We start from the raw sequence: 22,006 nt of genomic DNA, 5'->3' as shown, positions 1-22,006 counted from the left end.
GTCAGCCCTTGAAGACCTTCTCGGCGCCGGCCTGCCACTCCCGCAGGATCGCGTCGATCTGGTCCGGCTTGTCGATGAACTTGGTAAGCGCGGTGTCCGCGGTCGGTTGGAGCGCGTCGCTGGAGTCGCGGTTGAAGAACTGGGTCAGCTCCTTGGCCTCGTCCAACATCGCCTTGCCCTTGGCCACCAGCGGCGAGTCGGACGCCTTGGCCTTCGGGTTGGCCGGCAGGACGATGCCGGAGCTGGCCTTGACGTACGCCTCCTGCGCCTCGGTCGAGGCCAGGTAGGTGAGCAGGGCCCGGGTGCCGGTCGGGTTGGCGGTCTTCGCGCTGGCGAAGAAGCCGTCCGTCGGCGCTTCCTCGGCCAGCGGTACCGCCGGGTCGATGATCGGGAACCGGAAGAAGTCGAGGTCGCCGAGGGCGTGCTTGGGGGCGGCGTCGGCGAAGAACGTGCCGATCAGGAACATCCCCGTCTTGCCGGCCAGCAGCGCGGTGGTCGCCTCCTGGAACGGGTACGCCTTGCCCTTGGGGTCGAAGTAGGGCAGGGCCTCCCGCCAGCGGGTGAACACCGCCTTGACCTTCGGGTCGTCGAAGCGCTGCTTGCCGGCGAGCAGCTCGCGGTGGAACTGCGCGCCGTTGATCCGGATGTTGAGGTAGTCGAACCAGGCCGAGGCCACCCACGGGGTGTCGCCGAGGCCGATGCCGATCGGGGGAACGCCCTTGCTCTTCAGCGTCTCGCAGAGGGCCAGGAACTCGGTCCAGGTCTTCGGCTCCTGCACGCCCCACTTGGCGAAGTTGGACTTGCGGTAGAAGAAGCCCCACCAGTAGTTGTTCATCGGCACGAAGATCTGCTTGCCGCTGGCGTCGGTGGAGAGGGTGCGCAACGACTGGGGGTAGTCGCCAAGCGACTTCCACACGTCGGAGACGTCCAGCAGCAGGTTCTTGCTGGCGTAGTCGTTGGCTACCGAGCCCGCGTACCAGGTGTAGAGGTCCGGCGGGTTCGCCGAGGTGAGGTACGTCGGGAGCTGGGTCCGGAAGGTCTCCGAGGCGATCGTGTTGAGGCTCGCCGTGCCCTTGCCCTGCTTGTTGAACGTCTCGATCAGCTTCTCCATCGCCGCCTTGGCCTGCGGCGAGGAGAGGTTGGACTGGATGGTGACCGCGCCCGAGCCGTTGCCCGCGGCCGGCCCGCTGGCGGAGCTGGCGCACGCGCTGAGGAACGAGCTCGCGCCGAGCGCACCCAGGCCCGCGAGCCCGAGGTGGCCAAGGAATCGCCGGCGACCGGGGTCGAAGTCGCTCACGGTGGTGTCCTTCCTCTACGACACGCAGCGTCACGACGCGATGTGTCGGCCATGTGAATGTGTGTGACCAGAAGGTTGCATCGGCCGTCGCCGGCTGTCAAGATATCTTCGTAATTAATGATTAGATGAGATCAAGGCGAGGTCAGGTGGATCAGCCTATGCGCCGGCTTGAAGGCAAGAACGCGCTGGTCACCGGCGCGATGGGTGGGATCGGCGCGGCCATCGCCCGGCGACTCGCTGCCGAAGGCGCGGCCGTCGCACTGCTCGACGTGGCCGACACGACACCGCTGGCCGAGGAACTGGCCGCTCGCGGTGACCGCGCACTGTCCGTAGTGGGCGATGTCAGCGAGGAGGCCGACTGGACGGCGGCCGTGACCGCCGTACGGGCCGGCCTCGGCCCGGTCGACATCCTCGTCAGCACCGCGTACGCCGTGCGGGTCGCCCCGGCCCACGAGACCAGCCGGCAGTCCTGGGACCACCAGCTCGGCGTCAGCCTCACCGGCTCGTTCCTCGGCGTCCGCGCCTGCCTGGACGACCTGCGGGCACGCGCGGGCGCGGTGGTGCTGATCTCCTCGGTACACGCGCTGGTCGGGCTGCCCGGCCGGCCCGCGTACGCCGCGGCCAAGGGCGGCCTGGTCGCGCTCGGCCGGCAACTCGCCGTCGAGTACGGGCCACAGGTGCGGGTCAACACCGTGCTGCCCGGTCCCATCCTCACCGCCGCCTGGGCCGACGTGTCCGAAGAGGACCGCCGGCGCAGCGTCGCCGAGACCGTGACGAAGCGCTTCGGCACCCCGGACGAGGTGGCCGCGACAGTCGCCTTCCTCGCCTCGCCGGACGCCGCCTACGTCACCGGCGCGAGCCTCGTGGTGGACGGTGGCTGGACAGCGGTGAAAGCCTCGGCCTGAGAGATCGATACCGACCAGCGAGAAGGCCAGGAGCATTGGCACAGTACGCACGCCGCGGCATTCACGGGCAGACCGTCGAAGCGATCGCCCGTCGCATCCTCACCGGTGAGATCCCTGCCGGCGCGACCCTGAACATCGTCGCGCTCCAGGAGGAGTTCGACGTCAGCCTGACGGCCCTGCGCGAGGCGCTGAAGGTCCTCTCCGCCAAGGGCATCGTCGACGCCCGGCAGAAGCGCGGCACCTTCGTCCGGCCCCGCGCCGACTGGAACCTGCTCGACGGCGACGTGATCCGCTGGCAGTTCGCCGAGGGCCCCGACGAGCGTCTGCTGGAAAAGCTGCACGAGGTGCGCGCCATCATCGAGCCGGCCGCCGCGCGGCTGGCCGCCACCCGCGCGACCGAGGACGACGTGGCCGCCCTCGACCGGGCACTCACCGAGATGGCCGAGGCCGACGGTGACCCTGCCGCCGCCGTCGCCGCCGACCTCGCCTTCCACCGCGCGCTGCTCGCCGCCACCCACAACGAGCTGCTGGAACGGATGGAGGTGGTGATGGAGACCGGGCTCGCCGAACGCGACCGCCTCGTGCACGGCGGCGCCGCGCACGACGACCCGGTGCCGAGCCACCGCGCGGTCGTCGACGCGCTGCGCGAGCGGGACGAGTCGGCGGCCGAGACCGCCATGCGTGAGTTGCTGGACAAGGCCGTCCGCGACGTCGAGAAGGCACGGGGACGAAGGGGCAGTCAGTGAAGATCGAGCGGATCGAGACGTTCCTGGTCGCGCCACGGTGGTTGTTCTGCCGGGTGGAGACCGACGACGGGCTCGTCGGATGGGGTGAACCGGTCGTCGAGGGCCGCGCCGAGGTGGTGCGCAGCGCCGTCGAGGTGCTCTCCGAATACCTGATCGGTCAGGATCCCCTGCGCATCGAGCAGCACTGGCAGGTGCTCACCAAGGGCGGCTTCTACCGGGGCGGCCCGATCCTCTCCAGCGCGGTCGCCGGCCTCGACCAGGCACTGTGGGACATCGCCGGGCGGGCGTACGCGGCACCGGTGCACGCCCTGCTCGGCGGACCCGTCCGCGAGAGGGTACGGATCTACTCCTGGATCGGCGGGGACGAGCCCGACGAGATCGCCGACGCCGCCGCCGCGCAGGTCGCCGCGGGCCTCACCGGGGTCAAGATGAACGCCTGCGGTCGGCTCTCCGCCATCCCCACCTCCGCCGAGGTGGACGCCGTCGTCAATCGGGTCGCCGCCGCCCGGGAGGTGCTCGGCCCGGATCGGGACATCGCGCTGGACTTCCACGGCCGTGCCGGGCTGGCCGCCGTACGCCGCATCCTGCCCGAGCTGACGCCGCTGCGCCCATTCTTCGTGGAGGAGCCGGTCCTGCCCGACCAGGCCCACCACCTGCGCGACATCGTCGCCGGCACTCCGATCCCGGTGGCCACCGGTGAACGCCTCTACGGCCGCTCCGAGTTCCTCACCCCGTTGCAGGCCGGTGTCGCCGTCGTCCAGCCGGACCTGTCGCACGCCGGTGGCATCTCCGAGGTCCGCCGGATCGCCGCGCTGGCCGAGACGTACGGCGCGCTGCTCGCCCCGCACTGTCCGCTCGGCCCGATCTCCCTGGCGGCCAGCCTCCAGGTGGCCTTCGCGACGCCGAACTTCCTGATCCAGGAGCAGAGCATCGGCATCCACTACAACGTCGGCTCGGAGCTGCTGGACTACGTGCTCGACCCGGAGCCGTTCCGTTTCGTGGACGGGCACATCGCCCGCTTCGACCGGCCGGGCCTGGGCATCACCGTGGACGAGGCGGCGGTCCGGAAGGCCGCGCAGACCCCACACACCTGGCGCAACCCGGTCTGGCAGCACGCCGACGGGTCGTTCGCCGAATGGTGACCGGCGCGACGCCGGTGCCGCTGCGGGTGGCGTACGACGCCGCGCACGGCGGCCGGTGGACCAGCCTCAACGGCGGAGGCCGGGAGTGGCTGTGGCGGGGCCCGGCGCACGGCCGGCACGACGTACGCCCCGACGACCCGTTTGTCGACGCCGGCCGCCTGGAGGAGTGCCTGCCCACCGTGCGCGGGCTACCCGACCACGGCGAGGTGTGGTCGCGGCCGTGGCGGAGCGCCGGCCCCGGCACCGTGGTGATCCAGCGGCCGACGTTCACGCTGAGCCGCCGGATCACCGATGACTGTGGCGTGGTGGTGGCCGACTACCGACTGGCCGCCGACCCCGGTCACCGGTTCGTCTGGGCCGCGCACGCCCTCCTCGACATCTCCCCCGCCGCCCGCCTCGACGCGCCCGCCGGCACCCTGACCCGGCTGCACCCGGAGGCCGCCGCGCTGCTCCCTCCGGGCGCCTGGCGCGACGGCGACCCGTGGCTCACCGGGTCGTGGCCCTCCCCCGCCGGTCTGCCGCTGGACACTCTCGGCCCCGACGACGGCACCGCCCTCGGCGCGGTGCTGCTCGACTGCCCCCGCGTCCAGGTGTGCGACGGCGACGACCGGCTGACCCTGGAGCTGGAGTGCGCCGACCAGCCCCGCAGCACGGCGCTCTGGCGCAACCTGGGTGGCTGGCCGACCGACAGTCCCTACCGCAGCGTCGGTGTCGAGCCGATGCTCGGCGCCGCCTTCGACCTGGCCGACGCCGGTCCCTCCGACGCGGCGATGGTCCCGCACACCGGTGAGGTCGCCTGGCGACTCACCATCTCCGCCCACCGCATCCACCGAGGACATTCGCGATGAACCTGCTCGACGAGTTGCGTACCCACCGGTTGCTGGCCATCGTGCGCGGCCCGGACCCGGCCGCGGCGCTGGCCGCCGTGCTCACCCTGGCCGAGAGCGGCGTCGCCCTGGTCGAGGTCTCGCTGACCAGCGCCGATGCGCTCGGCATCATCCGCCGTGCCCGGGCCGCCCTCGGGCCCGGGTACGCCCTGGGCGCCGGCACCGTGCTCAGCGCCGAGGACGCCCGGGCGGCCGCCGAGGCCGGGGCCGGCTTCCTCGTCACCCCGGCGCTGGCGCCGAGCGTCACCGAGGCCGCCCGGCTCGACCTGCCGGTGCTCGCCGGTGCGCTCACCCCCACCGAGGTGGTGCAGGCCAGCAGCGCGGGCGCCGCCGCCGTCAAACTCTTCCCCGCCTCGTTCGGTGGGCCCGACTACCTGGGCGCGCTGCGTGACCCGTTCCCAGGCACCGCGTTCGTGCCGGTCGGCGGGATCGACGCGGACGGCGCGCGACGCTACCTCGACCGGGGAGCGGTGGCGGTAGGCGTCGGCTCGCCACTGCTCGGCGACGCCGTCCGCGGCGGTGACCCGGCGGCGCTGCGCGAGCGCGCAGCCGCCTTCCTCGCGGCGGTACGGCAGTGACCGACCTGCTCACGCTCGGCGAGACGATGGCTGCCTTCCGCGCCACAGGCCCGCTGCGGCTGGGCGGCACGGCTGGGATCTCCGTCGCCGGGTCCGAGTCGACGGTGGCCATCGGGCTGGCCCGGCTCGGTCACCACGCCACCTGGCTCGGTGTCACAGGCGCGGACGAGCCCGGCGAGCTGGTCCGTCGTACGCTGCGCGCCGAGGGCGTCGACCTGACCTGGTCCCGGGTCGACCCGGCCGCTCCCACCGGGCTGATCCTCTTCGAGAACCGGGTCGCCGACATCAACCGGGTCACGTACCACCGCGCCGGCTCAGCCGGCTCCCGGCTGGGCCCGGCCGACGTCACACGCGTCTTCGACGCGCCCGGGCCGCCGCCCCGACTGCTGCACGTCACGGGCATCACCTGCGCGCTGGGCGCCGGGCCGTACCAGGCGGTGGTGGAGGCCGTACGCCGGGCGCGTGCGGCGGGCAGCACCGTCTGCCTGGACGTCAACCATCGCAGCCGGCTCTGGTCGGTCGCCGAGGCCGCGGCGGCGCTGCGACCGCTGCTGCCCTCGATCGACCTGGTGGTCGCCTCCGACGACGAGCTGGCCGTGCTGAGCGACGCGTCCGACCCGGTCGGCGCGCTGCTCGCGGCGGGCGTGACCGAGGTCGTCGTGAAGCACGGCGGCGACGGGGCCACCAGTCACCGCGCGACAGGCGCCACGCACCGGCCGGCCCGGACGGTGCCGGTGGTGGACACCGTGGGCGCGGGCGACGCCTTCGTGGCCGGCCTGCTCTCCGGTTGGCTGGACGGCGCCGACGTCTCGGCCCGGCTGGACCGGGCGGTCACCACCGGCGCGTTCGCGGTCGCCACCACTGGCGACTGGGAGGGCCTGCCCGACCGGGCGGAGCTGACGCTGCTGGACCACGGGCCCGGAGGTACGGTCCGCTGAACGCTGCGACGGCCGGCGGGGGCCGGCGCACCGACGACCGGCGCGGACCAGCCGCCGCCGACCGGAGATCCCTTGGAGGAGCACCATGGAGCTGACCGAGCCGACCGTCTGGAGCACCGACCGGCTGGAGCTGGGTGAGGGGCTGCGCTGGGTCGACGACCGGCTGGTCCTGGTCGACCTGCTGGCCGGGCGGCTGTTGGAGACCGACGGCGACGCCCCGAGCCCGCTGCGCGAGCTGCGCCGCCTCGACGTGCCGCTCGGCGCGGTCGCCCCGGTGGTCGACCGACCGGGCGAGTGGCTGGCCGCCGCCGGCACCGGCGTCACAGTGCTGCCCGCCACCGGCGATCCCCGGCCAGTGGCCGACCTCGTCGGTGACGCGTCCGAGCCGACCCGGATGAACGACGCGGTCGCCGACCCGCACGGCCGCTTCTGGGCCGGCAGCATGACGTACGCCGCGGTGCCCGGCGGGGGCACGTTGTTCCGCCTCACCCCGGGCGCCGAGCCGGTGCCCGCGGTGACCGGGCTGGCCATCCCGAACGGGCCGGCGTTCGACGCGGCCGGCACCACCATGTACCTGGCCGACACGCCACGCGGGGAGATCGACAGGTTCACCGTCGACCCCACCACCGGCGCCCTGCACGGGCGGGAGCCGTTCGTGCGACTGTCGCCGGCCGACGGCGGCCCGGACGGCATGACGCTCGACGCGGCCGGCCACCTCTGGATCGCGCTGTGGGGCGGCTCCGCGGTCCGCCGCTACCGGCCCGACGGCACCCTCGACCGGGAGGTCCGACTGCCGGCCAGGCAGCCGGCCGGCATCTGTCTGGGAGGCCCCGACCTGCGCCGCCTCTTCATCGGCACCGCCCGGGTAGGGCTGGACACGCCGGGCCCGCAGGACGGCGCGCTGCTCGCGGTGGACGTCCCGGTGCCCGGCCTGCCCGCCGCGCGAGCCGGTGCGCCAGTGAGCTGATCGGAGGTATATCGGACGCCAGGGCGGGAACAACCGCTTCCGAAGCGGTACCAGCCGACGCTAGGGAGCGAGTCGATGAGCACCGTGGAGTGGGCGTCATGAACGGGCCGGTCGGCGACGAGCCGCTCGGCGAGCTGGAGCTGGTGCACACGTTCACCGGGCCGATGCCTACCGGGGTGAGCGTCTCGCACCGGGGCCGGATCTTCGTCAACTTCCCGAAGTGGGGCGACGACGTGCCGGCCACAGTCGTCGAGCTGCGCGACGGACGGGAGGTGCCCTACCCCGACCAGGCGTGGAACACCCCGTCCGGCGACGACGACGCGGGCGCGTTCGTGTCGGTGCAGAGCATCGTGGTGGACCCGGCGGACCGGCTCTGGGTGGTGGACACCGGGAGCCCGATGTTCCAGCCCACCAAGCCGGGCGGGCCGAAGCTGGTCCGGATCGACCTGGACACCGACACCGTGGCCCAGGTGATCACCTTCCCGCAGGACGTGGCGCCGCCGACGACGTACCTCAACGACGTCCGCTTCGACCTGCGCCGGGGGGAGGCCGGGGTCGCGTACATCACCGACTCGACGGACTCCGGGCCGAACGGGATCATCGTGGTCGACCTGGCCAGTGGGGCCTCCTGGCGGCGGCTGCACGACCACCCCTCCACGAAGGCGGAGCCGCTGCAGAACTACCGCCCCTTCGTCGAGGGCCGGCCGCTCATGTCCCGCCCGAAGGACGGGCCGCCGAAGCCGATGAGCATGGGCTCCGACAGCATCGCCATCTCGGCCGACGGCAGCCGGCTGTACTACGCGCCGCTGATCTCCCGACGCCTGTACAGCGTGTCCGCCGAGGCGCTCGCCGACCCGTCGGTCACCCAGGAGGCGGTGGCGGCCACTGTCGTGGACGAGGGGGACAAGGCAACCGGGTCGGACGGGTTGGAGTCCGACGACGCCGGGCGGATCTACCTCACCTCGTACGAGCACAACGCGGTGCTGCGGCGGCACCCGGACGGCCAGTACGAGACGCTCGTCCACGACCCGCGACTGCTCTGGCCGGACACCATGTCGGTGGCCACCGACGGGCATCTCTACGTGACCGCCAACCAGTTGCACCGGCAGGCGCAGTACCAGCGGGGCCAGGACCTGCGACGCAAGCCGTACGCGCTGTTCCGCACCCGCATCGACGCCGGCCCGGTGCTGCTGCGCCGCGAGTAGGTATGGGTGCTCGGACGGCGGGTAGCCCGTCGGGTGGCCGACTGGCAAGAGGTGTTCGTCCCGGACACCCCGCTGTTGGAGATCGTGGTCCGGGGCAGCGTCATGTACCTCGCGCTGTTCACCCTCCGACCGCGACGAACGGGGCGGCCTCGGCTGAACAACGCCTGCGTCAGGTGGTGGGGAGGACGCGGTCGAGCAGGTCGAACAGGGCTGCCCAGTGGCGTTCGGTGGCCTGCTCGTCGTACGCCGGGGTGTCGGCCATCGTGTAGCCGTGGTGGGCGCCCGCGTACACCTCGGAGCGGTAGCGCACACCGGCGCTGTCCAGCGCCTTCTCCAGCGTGGCGATCTGCTCGGGCGTCATCGACTGGTCGGCGTCGGCGTGGCCGAAGTACACCTCGCCCGTGATCGAGTCGACGCCCAGGTGCGGGCTGTCCGGCGCGTCGGTGACGATCCGCCCACCGTGGAAGCTCGCCACCGCGGCGATCCGGTCCGGATGCGCCTCGATGGCCCGCAGCGCGTTGGTGCCGCCCATGCAGTAGCCGGTGATCACGACCGGCCCCGGCCGGACGTCGTCGCGGGCGGCCAAGAAGTCGAGGTAGGCGGCGCTGTCCCGGCTGATCACGTCGGGGGTCAACGCGCCGATCAGCGGCATGATCTTCTCGAAGATCGCGCCGCGCTTGTCGGCATCGCCGAGACCCGACAGGTCGAACAGCGGCGCCCGGCCGGCCCGGTAGAAGAGGTGGGGCGTCAGCACCAGGTAGCCGCGTTCCGCGATCCGCTCGGCCATCTCCACGAGGCGGGGGCGGGGCCCGAACGCGTCCATGAACAGCAGCACCGCCGGAAACGGGCCGTCCCCGTCCGGGCGGGTGAGGCTTGCGTCCGCGATCCCATCGCCGGTCGTAATGTCCACCGTCGTCTGCATCGAGCCTCCTCGTACGCCGATCTTGGTCCGTCTGGAACGTTACTCGCCGCGCCGACGTGCCCGGCAGCGGTCCGCCAGCCAGGGACCGCCGATCCCTGGACAAGGTCGCCCTGGGTACCGGGCGACGGTCGGCCCAGGGTTGTGCGTGACCGATGAAGGACATCGTCGACCTGGAGGTACGTCGTGCTCGACCTGACCGTTGGGGACCTGACCGGGAAGCTCGCCGTGGTGACCGGCGGCAGTGACGGGCTGGGCCTCGGCCTGGCCACCCGGCTGGCCCGAGCCGGTGCGGAGGTGGTACTGCCGGTCCGCAACGCGGCCAAGGGCGCCGCCGCGCTGGCCACCGTGCGGGCCGCCGCGCCGGGCGCCACCGTGTCGACCCGGGAGCTGGATCTCGCCTCGCTGGACTCGGTGGCGGCGCTAGCCGACGGGCTGCTGGGCGAGGGGCGGCCGATCCACCTTCTGATCAACAACGCCGGTGTCATGGCGCCGCCCACCCGACACACCACGGCGGACGGCTTCGAGCTGCAGTTCGGCACCAACCATCTCGGCCACTTCGCGTTGACCGGGCGGCTCCTGCCGCTGCTGCGAGCCGGCCGGGCCCGGGTCACCACCATGTCGAGCAGCGCCGCCCGCTCAGGTCGCCTGGACTGGGACGACCTGCAGAGCACCCACCGCTACGGTGCGGTCCGCTCGTACAACGCCTCCAAGCTCGCCACCCTGCACTTCGGGCTGGAGCTCGACGGCCGCAGCCGAGCCGGCGGCTGGGGCGTCGTCAGCAACGTCGCCCATCCCGGCACCACGATGACCAACCTGTACGCGTCCGGCCCCAACCTGGGCCGCAGCCGACCCTCGCCGCACCACGCGGTGATGAACCGCCTGGCCCGTTGGGGCCTCCTGGTGCACTCGGTGGACGCGGGGCTGCTGCCCGCCCTCTACGCGGCGACCAGCCCGCAGGCGCAGGGCGGCCGGTTCTACGGCCCGGACGGCCTGGGGCAGTTCACCGGGGCGCCGACCGAGTTGGCCGTCTACCGCTCGGCCCGCGACACCGACGACGCCGCCCGCCTCTGGACCGTCTCCGAGAACCTGGTGGGCGTCGAGTTCCCCGGCAACTGACCGTCACGCCCGCCCTCCGGGCTGCCGCTGGTCACCGGGGTCACGGCCGGTAGCGGTAGCCCATTCCCGGCTCGGTGATGAGGTGGCGGGGGCGGGCCGGGTCGTCCTCCAGCTTGCGTCGCAGCTGGGCCAGGTACTGCCGCAGGTAGTTCGTCTCGTTCTGGTACTCCGGCCCCCACACGTCCTGGAGGAGCTGGCGCTGGCTGACCAGCTTGCCGGGGTGCCGCAGCAGCTTCTCCAGCACGCTCCACTGGATGGGGGTCAGCTTGACCTCGGTGTCGTCGTCGCGCCACACCCGGTGGTCGGCCAGGTCGACCGTGTGCCGGCCGATCCGCAGCGCCGGCACGGCCTCGCTGGGCGCGGCGAGCCGCCTGGTGACCGCGCGGATGCGGGCCAGCAACTCCTCCACCCCGAACGGCTTGGTGACGTAGTCGTCCGCGCCCGCGTCGAGCGCCGCGACCTTGTCCTCGCTGCCGGCCCGGCCGGAGAGCACGATGATCGGCACGGCGGTCCAGCCGCGCAGGCCGCGGATCACCTCCACACCGTCGATGTCGGGCAGGCCGAGGTCGAGGACCACGAGGTCGGGCGGGTGGCTGGCGGCGGCCTTCAACGCGGCAGCGCCGGTGGCGGCGACGTCCACCTCGTACCGGCGGGCGCGCAGGTTGATCCGCAGGGCGCGCAGGATCTGCGGTTCGTCGTCGACGACCAGGATGCGCGTCATTCCTGCGGCTCCTCCGGGCTGGTCTGCGCGGCGGCGGGCAACCGCAGCACCATGGTGAGCCCACCGCCGGGCGTGGTCTCGGGGGTGATGCTGCCACCCATCGCCTCGGCCAACCCCCGGGACAGGGCGAGCCCGAGGCCCACGCCTGTCTGGTTGTCCCGGTCGCCGAGGCGTTGGAACGGCAGGAAGACGTGCTCCCACTGGTCCTCGGGGATGCCCGGCCCCCGATCGATGACCCGCAGCTCCACCTGGCCGGCGTGCGCGCTGGCGGTGACTGTGGGCGGTTGGTCGGGCGGGCTGTAGCGCAGCGCGTTGGCGATGACGTTCACCAGCACCCGTTCCAGCAGGCCCGGGTCGGCGGTCGCGGCCGGCAGGTCGGCCGGGATGTCCGTGCCGACAGTCGCGGCCGCCGGGCCAAGTTCGTCCAACGCCAGGGGTACGGCGTCCTCCAGGCCGATGGCCGTCGCGGAGATGCCCAGGACGCCGGCCTGGAGTCGGCTCATGTCCAGCAGGTTGCCGACCAGTCGGGCGAGCCGGTCCAGCGACTCTTCGGCGGTCTCCAGCAGCTCCTCGCGGTCGGCCTCGTCGAACTCGATGTCGTGGCTGCGCAGGCTCGTCACCGCCGCCTTCGCCGAGGCGAGCGGCGTACGCAGGTCGTGACTGACCGCGGCGAGCAGCGCGGTACGCATCCGGTCGGCGGCGGCGAGGGGCCGGGCGGTGGCGGCCTCCTCGGCGAGCCGTTCCTGGCGCAGGGCGACGGCGGCCTGGGCGGCGAACGCCTCGACGATCCGCCGGTCGGCGGCCTGCATCCGCCGGCCGCTGAGCACGACTGTGATCCGGTCGTCGACGGGTACCGCCGTCTCGCCGCCGTCGGGCGTGCACGCCGGCTGCTCGCCGACGCTTGCCACCACGCACCAGGCGTGCTCCTCGCGGGCGCGCTCGGGGCGGCCGCTGGCCTCCTCGGCCAACTCCAGCACGCTCACCGCGCGCAGCCCGAAGGTCTCCCGGAGCTGGTCGAGCAGGGCAGGCAGGGGGCGTTCGCCGCGCAGCACGCCACCGGCGACGGCCGCGAGGGTCTGCGCGTCGGCGGCGGCCCGCGCGGCCTCCCGGGTACGCCGGGCGGCCACGTCGACGATCCAGCTCACCGCCAGCGCCACCCCGACGAAGACGGCAAGGGCGAGCAGGTTGTCGGCCTCGGCGATGGTCAGCGTGCGGTACGGCGGGGTGAAGAACCAGTTGAGCAGCAGCGACCCGCCGAGCGCGGCGATCAGCGCCGGCCACACGCCGCCGACAAGCGCGACCCCGACGACCCCGGCGAGGAACAGCAGGATGTCGTTGGTGAGCGTCAGGTCGGGCAGGGCCTTCAGCAGCAGTGTGAGCAGCGGCATGCCCAGCACGGCCAGGCCGAAGCCGAGCAGCCGTCGACGGCGGGACAGCGCCGCCGGCACGGCCGCCGCCCGGCGTCCCTTGCCGGCCTGCCGGTGGCTGACGAGGTGCACGTCGATCGAGCCGGAGAGCGCTGTGGTGGTCACCCCGACGCCCCGGGCGAAGATCTGCGCGAGGCGACCCCGCCGGCTGGCCCCGAGCACCAACTGGGTGGCGTTCACGCCCTGCGCGAAGTCGAGCAGCGCGGCCGGCACGTCGGTGCCGAGCACCTGGTGGTACGTGCCGCCGAGGCTCTCGACGAGCACCCGCTGGCGGGCCAGTTGGGCCGGGTCCGCGCCGGCCAGGCCGTCGCTGCGCGCCACGTGCACGGCGAGCAGGTCGGCGCCCTTGCTGCGGGCGGCGACCCGGGCCGCCCGGCGGATCAGCGTCTCGCCCTCCGGGCCACCGGTCAACGCCACCACGACGCGTTCCCGGGCCTCCCAGGTGGCGGCGATGCCCTGCTGGCTGCGGTACCTGTCGAGCTGCTCGTCGACCTTGTCGGCAAGCCAGAGCAGCGCCAGTTCACGTAGCGCGGTGAGGTTGCCGAACCGGAAGTAGTTGCCCAGCGCGGCGTCGATCTTGTCGGGTCGGTAGATGTTGCCGTGCGCCATCCGGCGGCGCAGCGCCTCCGGGGTCATGTCGACAAGCTCGACCTGCTCGGCGGCGCGGACGATCTCGTCGGGCACGGTCTCCCGCTGCGTGGTGCCGGTGATCTGCGCGACGACGTCGTTCATCGACTCCAGGTGCTGCACGTTGACCGTGGACAGCACGTCGATCCCCGCGTCGAGCAGCTCCTGGACGTCCTGCCAGCGCTTGTCGTGGCGGGAGCCGGGCACGTTCGTGTGTGCCAGCTCGTCGATCACAGCGATCTCCGGCTGGCGGGCCAGCACCGCGTCCACGTCCATCTCGGTGAACTCGGCGCCCCGATAGGTCATCGCGCGCCGGGGCACCTGCTCCAGGTCGCCGAGCATCGCGGCGGTGTGCGGGCGACCGTGGGTCTCCACGAAGCCGATCACCACGTCGGCGCCGCGCGAGGCTCGCCGCTGGGCCTCCTCCAACATGGCGTACGTCTTGCCGACGCCGGGGGCGGCCCCGAGATAGATGCGCAGTTCTCCGCGTGGCACGGGGTTCATCCTCCCTGGTCAGATCGTCGGGCGGGGCCGCGCCCGGTCGGCACGGCCCCGCTCGCGAGTGCGCTCAGCGCGCCGCGAACTGCCTGTCGAGCGCGAGGTTGAGCTCCAACACGTTGACTCTCGGCTCACCCATGAACCCGAGCCCGCGCCCGTCGGTGTGCTCGTCGACCAGCTTGCGAACCGCCGCCGGGTCGGCCCCGCGCTCCCGCGCGACGCGGTTGACCTGCAACTCGGCGTACGCCGGGCTGATCTGCGGGTCGAGGCCGCTGCCGCTGGCGGTGACCGCGTCGGCGGGCACGGCTGGGTCGGCGGGCGCGTCGCCCCGGATCGGGGTGACCACCCCGCCGGCGGCCACGTAGTCCTCGCCCGGCTGGGCCAGCTCCACCGGCACCCCCTGGTACGAGGACACGAACGGGGTGGCCGGGGCGACCTGGTTGACGCTCACCACCCGGGTGACCCGGCCGGTCAGACCGTCGGCACGGAAGACCGCCAGCACGGCGCCCACCCCGTCGTCGGTGCAGTAGGGCCGCCGTCCGTCGACGCCGTCGAGCTCGCCGATGGCCTTGCTGCGCCCGCAGACCTGGGTCAGCAGGCTCTCACTGGCCTCCTCCGGGTCGGTGGCCAGGGTGTCGACGACGCTCTCCGGGCCAAGGTTGCTGGCCGAGGTGGACGTCGGGTCGTAGCCGTCGCCGGCGGCCGACGGGCGGGACTGGAAGTAGCGGGCGACGGGGTTGCCGTCCGCGTCGGTGAAGGACTGGCCGATCAGCGAGCTGCCGACCGTCGTCCCGCCCGACTCGATCAGTGAACCGTCGCTCTTGTGGTTGAGGCCGGGCAGCTTGCCGACTGCCACCAGGGCCAGCGGGTAGACCAGCCCGAGCAGCACCGTGAAGACGAGCAGGGCGCGCAGGGCGGCGAGGTGTTGGGCGATCCAGGTGGGTAGACGCATCACGAAATCCCCGGGATGAACTGGATGAGCAGGTCGATGAGCTTGATCCCGATGAACGGGACGATGATGCCGCCCAGTCCGTAGACCAGCAGGTTGCGGCTGAGCAGCTTCGACGCGGCGGCCGGCCGGTACCGCACACCCCGCAGGGCGAGCGGGATCAGCGCGATGATCACCAGGGCGTTGAAGATGACGGCGGACAGGATCGCCGACTCCGGGCTGGCCAGCCGCATGATGTTCAGCGCGTCCAGGCTCGGGTAGAGGCCGGCGAACATGGCCGGGATGATCGCGAAGTACTTCGCGATGTCGTTGGCGATGCTGAACGTGGTAAGCGCGCCACGGGTGATCAGCAACTGCTTGCCGATCTCCACGATCTCGATCAGTTTGGTCGGGTCGGAGTCGAGGTCGACCATGTTGCCGGCCTCCTTCGCGGCCGACGTGCCGGTGTTCATGGCCACCCCGACGTCGGCCTGCGCGAGCGCCGGCGCGTCGTTGGTGCCGTCACCTGTCATCGCGACCAGCCGGCCACCCTCCTGCTCCCGCTTGATCAGCGCGAGTTTGTCCTCCGGCGTCGCCTCGGCCAGGAAGTCGTCCACCCCGGCCTCGTCGGCGATGGCCTTCGCGGTACGCGGGTTGTCACCGGTGATCATCACGGTCCGGATGCCCATCCGGCGCATCTCGTCGAACCGCTCGCGCATCCCGGACTTGACGACGTCCTTGAGGTGGATGACGCCCAGGGCGCGGGCGGGCTCACCGTCGACGTGCTCGGCGACGACAAGCGGCGTGCCGCCGGTGCCGCTGATGGCGTCCACGATCTCGCCTACCTGCTCGGTCGGGTGGCCGCCGTTCTCGCGTACCCACTTCATCACCGCGGCGGCGGCGCCCTTGCGGACCCGGCGGGCCGTGCCCGCCGCGCCGGCGTCCACGCTGGCGTCCGGGGTCAGGTCGACGCCGCTCATCCGGGTCTGCGCGGTGAAGGGCACGAAGGTGGCGTGCGGCATCACGCCGGGCTCGCGCTCGCGCAGCCCGAACTCGTTCTTCGCCAGTACGACGACCGAGCGCCCCTCCGGGGTCTCGTCGGCCAGGCTGGACAGCTGCGCCGCGTCGGCCAGGGCCGCGGTGTCGATCCCCTCGACAGGTACGAACTCGGCGGCCTGCCGGTTGCCAAGCGTGATGGTGCCGGTCTTGTCCAGCAGCAGGGTGTTGACGTCGCCGGCCGCCTCGACGGCCCGGCCGCTCATGGCGAGCACGTTGCGCTGCACGAGCCGGTCCATTCCGGCGATGCCGATCGCGGAGAGCAGCGCGCCGATGGTGGTCGGGATCAGGCAGACCAGCAGCGAGACCAGCACGACACCCGTGACGCCGGAGCCGGTGATCGCCCCGCTGTCCGGGGCGGCCGCCTGGTACGCCTTGGAGAAGATCGCCAGCGGCTGGAGGGTGACCACGGCCAGCAGGAAGATGACCGTGAGCGCGGCGAGCAGGATGTTCAGCGCGATCTCGTTCGGTGTCTTCTGCCGGTTGGCGCCCTCGACCAGGGCGATCATCCGGTCGATGAAGCTCTCCCCCGGCTTCTGGGTGATCTTGACGATGATCCGGTCGGAGAGCACCTTCGTGCCGCCGGTGACCGCGCTGCGGTCCCCACCGGACTCCCGGATGACCGGGGCCGACTCGCCGGTGATTGCCGACTCGTCGACGCTGGCGATGCCCTCGACGATGTCACCGTCGCCGGGGATGATGCCGCCCGCCTCGACGAGCACCACGTCGCCCTGGCGCAGCTCCGGTGCGGGTACCGCCTCGTCGCGGTAGGTGTTGGCCCGCGCGCCCGGCTTCCAGTCGAGCAGCCGGGTCGCGATGGTGTCCCGTTTGGCCTGCCGCAGGGCGGCGGCCTGGGCCTTGCCCCGGCCCTCGGCGACCGCCTCGGCCAGGTTGGCGAAGATCACCGTCAGCCAGAGCCAGATGGTGATCGCCCAGGCGAACACCGACGGGTCGGTCACCGCGAGGACTGTGGTGAAGGCGGCGCCGATCTCCACGATCAGCATCACCGGGTTGCGCCACAGGGTGGTCGGGTTGAGCTTGCGTACGGCGTCCGGCAGGGATCGGACGAGCTGCTGGGGGTCGAGCAGGCCCCCGCCGACCCGGTTGCCCTGGGTCGCCGGAGTGCCGGGGAGCTGCTCTGTCGGGGCGGACGTGACGGACATGTCCTCGTTCCTCATGATGGTCAGAGCCCCTCTGCCAGCGGGCCGAGCGCGAGCGCGGGCAGGAAGGTCAGCGCGACGAGGACCACCGTGACGCCGACGACCATGCCGATGAACAGCGGTCGGTGGGTCGGCAGGGTGCCCTCGGACGCGGGGGTGGGTGCCTGGCGGGCCAGCGAGCCGGCCAACGCGAGCACGAAGATGAGCGGCAGGAACCGGCCCAGCAGCATGCACAGCCCGAGCGCCGTGTCCCACCAGGTGGTGTTGACGGTGATGCCGGCGAAGGCGGAGCCGTTGTTGTTGCTTGCCGAGGTGAAGGCGTACAGGACCTCGGAGAGGCCGTGCGGGCCGACGTTGAGCGCTGTGGAGTTGTTGCCGGTGGCGAACGCCGCCGCCGTACCGACAAGCACCAGGATCGGTGTGATCAGGAAGTACAGCGAGGCGAACTTGATCTCCCGTGACCCGATCTTCTTGCCCAGGTACTCAGGGGTGCGGCCGACCATGAGCCCGGCGATGAACACCGTGATCACCGCGAGGATCAGCAGACCGTAGAGGCCGGAACCGGTGCCGCCCGGCGCGACCTCGCCGAGCATCATGTTGACCATCGTCATCATGCCGCCGAGCGAGGTGAACGAGTCGTGGAACGAGTTGACCGCGCCGGTAGAGGTGAGCGTGGTGGCGGCGGCGAAGGTGGCCGAGTTCGACACGTCGAACCGCACCTCCTTGCCCTCCATCGCCGCGCCGACCGCCTGGGGCACCGTGCCGTGGCCGGCCAGCTCGAAGATGTTGGTGATGGCGACGCTGGCGAACGCGAGGATGCCCATCACCGCCGCGATGGCGTAGCCCTGCCGGTTCTGCCCGACCATCCGGCCGAAGACCCGGGGCAGGCTGAACGGGATCAGGAAGATCAGGAAGATCTCCAGCCAATTCGTCCAGGTCGTGGGGTTCTCGAACGGGTGCGCGCTGTTGACGTTGTAGAAGCCGCCACCGTTGGTGCCCAGCTCCTTGATCACTTCCTGGCTGGCAACCGGGCCGCCGGTGACGGTCTGGGCGCCGCCGGTCAGCGTGCTCACGTCGGTGCCGCCGGAGAGGTTCTGCACCACCCCGCCGACCATCAGCGCGATGGCGCCGAGCACCGCGATCGGCAGCAGAATGCGCAGCGTGATCCGGGTCAGGTCCACCCAGAAGTTGCCGAGCTGCCCGGTGCGGCTGCGAGCGAAGCCGCGTACCAGCGCCACCGCCACCGCGATGCCGACCGCCGCCGAGACGAAGTTCTGCACGGCCAGGCCGGCCATCTGCACCAGGTGACCCATCGTCGACTCACCCGAGTACGACTGCCAGTTGGTGTTGGTCACGAACGACACGGCCGTGTTCCACGCGCCGTGCGGCACCACCGGGTCGAAGCCCAGCGACAGCCACAGGTGGTTCTGCACCCGCTGGAACAGGTACAGGAACAGGATCGAGACCGCGGAGAACGCCAGCACGCTGCGGGCGTACACGCCCCAGGTCTGCTCGGCGGCCGGGTTGACCCCGACCAGTCGGTAGACCCCCCGCTCGGCCCGGGACTGCTTCGTTCCGGCGACCGCCCGGAACATGTAGTCACCGAACGGCTTGTAGACGGCGACGAGGGCCGCCACCAGCGTCACGATGAAGATGACGCCCGCTGTTGTCATGGTCATCAGAAGCGCTCCGGAAACAGCAGGGCGAACACCAGGAACGCGCCCAGGACGACCGCGAGCACCAGACCGACGGCGTTTACCGCGTTCACAGCTTCTCCACCGCCCGGACCACCAGGGCGAGCACTGCGAACAGCGCCACCGTGAGGACCACGAACACCACGTCAGACACGCTGACTCCTCTTACCGGAAAGGTTCGTCGCGACCGCCTTCCGGTCGCGCCGGGCAATCAAAGCCCCACCACCCGCCGGACGGCAGGGGTCATAACGCGACCATGACGGCAGCGAACCTTTTCTTGACGCGGTTTTCACACAGGCCCGCTGAACAGGTGAAATGCGGCACAGAACTCCGGCGCCCGCAGGGCTGATCGACTCGGGTTTCAGGAAACCGGGGCTTTAAGCGGCCCCGGACACCCCGAGTTCCGGGAAGTCGAGAGGATCGCCAGCCGGGCGGCCGGGCGCGCCGGCTGGCGCGGGGTGTGGCCGGGTCAGGCCGGGCGGCGGGCCACCAGCACGTCTCGCATGATCGACTGGTCCACCCGGTGCCGCAGCGCGCGGTAGGGCTCCTCGTCGACCACGGTCAGGCCGGCGTCGGCCAACGCCGCCGCCGCGTCCTCACGGCTGGCAACGTGGGTGTTCCACGAGATGCCGAGCGCCCCGCCGGGGCGCAGCAGCCGCGCCCAGACTGGCGCGGCCTCCGCGAGCAGCGCCAGCGGGTCACGCGCCAGGCCCTGATCGGCGGTACGACTGCCGTGCTGTACGCCGTACGGTGCGTCGGCGACCACCAGGTCGACCGTCTCCGGCCGGAAGAACTCCGCCGAACGGGTGGTGTCGGCGTTGACGACGTCCAGCAACTGAGTGCGGCCCGCCTTGTGCTCCTCGCGCGTCGGCGCCAACTCGATGCGTACCCGCCGGCCGACCACCTTGCGTTCCCGCCGCACCGGCCCCGACTCCAGCACACGGTGCTTGACCCGCTTCTGCTTCAGCCAGGTCGTGACGAACGCCCGGTACGCCTCGACGTCCTTCTGGTCGCGCTCGATCCCGGCGGCGTCGAACCCGTACATCAGCGCCTGGTTGAGAGTGGTGCCCCGACCGCAGAGCGGGTCGAGCACCCGGAACCGGCGGCTGGTCAGCTCGCCGGCCCAGTCCGACGCGAGCAGGGTGACGTTGAGCAGCAGCTTGGTGAACTGCTCGTTCGTCTTGCCGGGGTACTTCTGGATGGTGAGCAGATCGTCGTCGTAGCGGTCCAGCCGGCTCCACTCGACCGGGCGCAGCAGGTCGCCGACGATCTCGAACAGCGCGTACCCGGCGGAGAGGTTGCCCAGGACGGCCAGGTCCCGCTCGGTCAGCCCGTCACCGGCAAAGGTGACATAGGTGGCACCGCCGACGACCTCGGTGTCCAACTCACCGATCCGGCCGTCGAGCGCTGACCGGCCGAAGATCTCCAGCTCGGCCCGGGTGAGGTCGATGGCGGAGCGGGCGTACACCCGGTTGGTGGCAGGCAGGATCAGCAGGCCGTAGCGCGTCATGATCCGGCGAGTATTCCACAACGTGCCCGGATCGCCGGGAACCGGAGCGGCCTGCGGACCGACTACCCACACATGGGGTGTGAGCAGTGGCGGGAGGTCCTGTCCGCGCAGTTGGACGGGGAAGAGACCGCCGCCGAAGGGGCGGCGGCGCAGGGGCACCTGGACGAGTGCGCCCAGTGCCGGGCCTGGTTCGCGACGGCTGTCGCGGTGACGCGCCGGATTCGTACCCGATTGGTCACCGATGTGCCCGACCGGACCGACGCGATCCTGGCCGCCGTCGGGGCCGGCGCGGCTACCGGTGCCGGTGCCAACGCGGCTTCCGGTGCCGACGCCGATGACACGACGCCGGCCCGCCGGTCGCGTTGGCGGCTTCGCCTGCCCGGCCGCGCCGGCCTGGTCGTCGGGCTGCGCGCGGCGCTCGGGCTGCTCGGCGCGGTCCAGCTCGTGCTCGGCCTGGCCCAGGTGGGCCGGGGAGCGACAGGCGACCACGTGCACGCCGCCGGCCAGCACCTGTGGCACGAGTCGGCCGCCTGGAACGTGGCGGTCGGCGCCGGCTTCCTCTTCGTGGCGATACGCCGCAGCCCGCCGGCGGGTCTCCTGCCGATGCTCAGCGCGTTCGTCGGCACGCTGCTGCTGCTCTCGGTCAACGACCTCGCCACCGGCTCGGTGGGCGGGGAGCGCCTGGTCAGCCACGGGTTCCTGGTGGTCGGCTACCTGATCACCGTGCTGCTGTCCCGGCCCGGGCTGCGCCCCGGCGGTCCCGCGCCGCAACGGCAGCCGACGCCGTCGCGGTGGAGGTTCGGCGTGGACGAGACCGAACGGCCACTACGGGTCGTGCGCGCCGAGCCGTTCTCCGCGCAGGCCGCCGACCGGTACGCCGCCCCGGCGGCACGGACCGGCCAAGCGGCACAGACCGGCCAAGCGGCACGGACCGGCCAAGCCGCACGGACCGGCCAAGCCGCACGGACCGGCCAAGCCGCACGGACCGGCCAAGCCGCACGGACCGGTCAGGCCGGCGGCCGTCGGGCCGCCTGAGCGGCGGCGGACTGCGCGATCTGTTCAGTCCGCCTGCCGTTGGCGCGCTCGGTGGGCCCGCAGGTTGGCCGGAAGGCCGCAGATGCGGACGGAGTGCCAGACCCCGCTGTTGTTGCGGGAGCGGTCGTAGAACGCCACCTGGCACCGGGGGTTGCGGCAGGTCTTGATGCGCCGGCCGACGTCGGTGAGTTGCGCCGCGAACAACTCCGCCAGGACGAGGGAGACAAGCGACTCGGCCCCCGTCCCGGCGGGATCGAGGTGGACCGAGCCGTTCCCGTCGAGCCGCAGCGTGGCGCCTGTCGCACGAGGTGCCGGTGCCGGCTCGGGCGGCGCGGATCCCGGTGTGGCGTGGAGCCTGGCGTCGATCCCGTACCGCAGCTCGTCGCGGAAGGTCCGCAGCGCCCGCAGGCCTGTCGGGTCGAGCGTCACGTCGGGTGCCGGTCGCCCGGTGGCCGTCGACCACCGGACGGCGACATCGTCCGCCCACTGCGTGGCACTGTCGAGATCGTCGAGGAGATCCGGCTGGCGCGGGGCGCCGGCCGGGAGCGTGTTGAGCAGGTCCTGGACGAGCCCGAGGCCGCCCGGTGCGGGGTCGAGGCCGTATCTCGCGGTGGCGGGCCACGGCGGAGGGGACACCGACGGCATTG

General features: G+C 72.3%; 20 protein-coding genes and 1 pseudogene. 11 read left to right on the top strand and 10 right to left on the bottom strand.

From position 1 onward, the window contains the following. Position 1: 1 nt before the first annotated feature. Positions 2–1,297, bottom strand: coding sequence for an extracellular solute-binding protein (locus AB0K10_RS18550; protein WP_363684925.1), 1,296 nt, complete (start codon positions 1,295–1,297; stop codon positions 2–4). A 158-nt stretch (positions 1,298–1,455) separates the two neighbouring features. On the opposite strand from AB0K10_RS18550, the gene AB0K10_RS18545 reads away from it, so the two are divergent. The 9 genes and pseudogenes from AB0K10_RS18545 to AB0K10_RS18505 all read left to right on the top strand — a co-directional run. Then, a complete protein-coding gene (locus AB0K10_RS18545) occupies positions 1,456–2,202 on the top strand; it encodes an SDR family oxidoreductase (protein WP_363684923.1) in 747 nt (248 codons plus the stop codon). A 35-nt stretch (positions 2,203–2,237) separates the two neighbouring features. Next, the gene (locus tag AB0K10_RS18540; RefSeq protein ID WP_363684921.1) at positions 2,238–2,948 is read left to right on the top strand and encodes an FCD domain-containing protein; all 711 of its coding nucleotides are present in this window, start codon (positions 2,238–2,240) and stop codon (positions 2,946–2,948) included. Beyond that, on the top strand, positions 2,945–4,090 hold the full coding sequence (gene dgoD / locus AB0K10_RS18535) for a galactonate dehydratase (protein WP_363684919.1): 1,146 nt from the start codon (positions 2,945–2,947) through the stop codon (positions 4,088–4,090). Before AB0K10_RS18540 ends, dgoD begins: the two co-directional genes overlap by 4 nt. Next, positions 4,084–4,938 (top strand): hypothetical protein, encoded by an 855-nt coding sequence (locus tag AB0K10_RS18530; RefSeq protein WP_363684917.1) that lies wholly within the window; start codon positions 4,084–4,086, stop codon positions 4,936–4,938. The genes dgoD and AB0K10_RS18530 overlap by 7 nt, the downstream gene beginning before the upstream one ends. Further along, positions 4,935–5,555, top strand: coding sequence for a bifunctional 4-hydroxy-2-oxoglutarate aldolase/2-dehydro-3-deoxy-phosphogluconate aldolase (locus AB0K10_RS18525; protein ID WP_363684915.1), 621 nt, complete (start codon positions 4,935–4,937; stop codon positions 5,553–5,555). The genes AB0K10_RS18530 and AB0K10_RS18525 overlap by 4 nt, the downstream gene beginning before the upstream one ends. Beyond that, entirely contained in the window at positions 5,552–6,493 is a 942-nt protein-coding gene (locus AB0K10_RS18520; RefSeq protein ID WP_363684913.1) for a sugar kinase, read from the top strand. The genes AB0K10_RS18525 and AB0K10_RS18520 overlap by 4 nt, the downstream gene beginning before the upstream one ends. A gap of 85 nt (positions 6,494–6,578) precedes the next feature. Beyond that, the gene (locus AB0K10_RS18515; RefSeq protein WP_363684911.1) at positions 6,579–7,460 is read left to right on the top strand and encodes an SMP-30/gluconolactonase/LRE family protein; all 882 of its coding nucleotides are present in this window, start codon (positions 6,579–6,581) and stop codon (positions 7,458–7,460) included. A 98-nt stretch (positions 7,461–7,558) separates the two neighbouring features. Then, positions 7,559–8,665, top strand: a complete 1,107-nt coding sequence (locus AB0K10_RS18510; RefSeq protein WP_363684909.1) for an L-dopachrome tautomerase-related protein — start codon at positions 7,559–7,561, stop codon at positions 8,663–8,665. Positions 8,666–8,698: 33 nt separating this feature from the next. Next, positions 8,699–8,785 (top strand): annotated as a pseudogene (locus AB0K10_RS18505) (DUF421 domain-containing protein); the annotation flags it as partial. Positions 8,786–8,834: 49 nt separating this feature from the next. Here AB0K10_RS18505 and AB0K10_RS18500 read toward each other — a convergent pair. Then, the gene (locus tag AB0K10_RS18500; protein WP_363684907.1) at positions 8,835–9,587 is read right to left on the bottom strand and encodes a dienelactone hydrolase family protein; all 753 of its coding nucleotides are present in this window, start codon (positions 9,585–9,587) and stop codon (positions 8,835–8,837) included. A gap of 183 nt (positions 9,588–9,770) precedes the next feature. Here AB0K10_RS18500 and AB0K10_RS18495 point away from each other — a divergent pair, with 183 nt between their 5' ends. Next, positions 9,771–10,703, top strand: a complete 933-nt coding sequence (locus tag AB0K10_RS18495) for an SDR family oxidoreductase (RefSeq protein WP_363684905.1) — start codon at positions 9,771–9,773, stop codon at positions 10,701–10,703. A gap of 40 nt (positions 10,704–10,743) precedes the next feature. Here the strand turns inward: AB0K10_RS18495 and AB0K10_RS18490 are convergent, their stop codons facing one another. The 7 genes from AB0K10_RS18490 to AB0K10_RS18460 form a co-directional block, all read right to left on the bottom strand. Then, on the bottom strand, positions 10,744–11,424 hold the full coding sequence (locus tag AB0K10_RS18490; protein WP_363684903.1) for a response regulator: 681 nt from the start codon (positions 11,422–11,424) through the stop codon (positions 10,744–10,746). Then, positions 11,421–13,973 carry a DUF4118 domain-containing protein gene (locus AB0K10_RS18485; protein WP_363684901.1) on the bottom strand — a complete coding sequence of 851 codons (2,553 nt, stop codon included), beginning with the start codon at positions 13,971–13,973 and terminating at the stop codon, positions 11,421–11,423. Before AB0K10_RS18485 ends, AB0K10_RS18490 begins: the two co-directional genes overlap by 4 nt. Before the next feature lie 73 nt (positions 13,974–14,046). Continuing rightward, positions 14,047–14,928, bottom strand: a complete 882-nt coding sequence (locus AB0K10_RS18480; protein ID WP_363684899.1) for a potassium-transporting ATPase subunit C — start codon at positions 14,926–14,928, stop codon at positions 14,047–14,049. Then, entirely contained in the window at positions 14,928–17,123 is a 2,196-nt protein-coding gene (gene kdpB, locus AB0K10_RS18475; RefSeq protein WP_363684897.1) for a potassium-transporting ATPase subunit KdpB, read from the bottom strand. The genes AB0K10_RS18480 and kdpB overlap by 1 nt, the downstream gene beginning before the upstream one ends. Positions 17,124–17,143: 20 nt before the next feature. Continuing rightward, on the bottom strand, positions 17,144–18,799 hold the full coding sequence (gene kdpA / locus AB0K10_RS18470) for a potassium-transporting ATPase subunit KdpA (protein WP_363684895.1): 1,656 nt from the start codon (positions 18,797–18,799) through the stop codon (positions 17,144–17,146). Then, positions 18,799–18,888 carry a K(+)-transporting ATPase subunit F gene (gene kdpF / locus AB0K10_RS18465; RefSeq protein WP_036410889.1) on the bottom strand — a complete coding sequence of 30 codons (90 nt, stop codon included), beginning with the start codon at positions 18,886–18,888 and terminating at the stop codon, positions 18,799–18,801. Before kdpF ends, kdpA begins: the two co-directional genes overlap by 1 nt. Positions 18,889–19,283: 395 nt before the next feature. Continuing rightward, the gene (locus AB0K10_RS18460) at positions 19,284–20,324 is read right to left on the bottom strand and encodes an SAM-dependent methyltransferase (RefSeq protein ID WP_363684893.1); all 1,041 of its coding nucleotides are present in this window, start codon (positions 20,322–20,324) and stop codon (positions 19,284–19,286) included. A 72-nt stretch (positions 20,325–20,396) separates the two neighbouring features. Here AB0K10_RS18460 and AB0K10_RS18455 point away from each other — a divergent pair, with 72 nt between their 5' ends. Next, a complete protein-coding gene (locus tag AB0K10_RS18455; RefSeq protein WP_363684891.1) occupies positions 20,397–21,359 on the top strand; it encodes a zf-HC2 domain-containing protein in 963 nt (320 codons plus the stop codon). A gap of 24 nt (positions 21,360–21,383) precedes the next feature. On the opposite strand, the gene AB0K10_RS18450 is transcribed toward AB0K10_RS18455, so the two are convergent. After that, positions 21,384–22,004: a CGNR zinc finger domain-containing protein gene (locus AB0K10_RS18450; protein WP_363684889.1), complete on the bottom strand. Its 621-nt coding sequence runs from the start codon at positions 22,002–22,004 to the stop codon at positions 21,384–21,386. Between the last annotated feature and the right edge of the window lie 2 nt (positions 22,005–22,006).

This window comes from Micromonospora sp. NPDC049274 (genome assembly GCF_040678875.1).
Taxonomy (GTDB): Bacteria; Actinomycetota; Actinomycetes; order Mycobacteriales; family Micromonosporaceae; genus Micromonospora.
The sequence above is the reverse complement of the archived record's forward strand: the minus strand, read 5'-3'. Positions and strand labels throughout refer to the sequence as shown.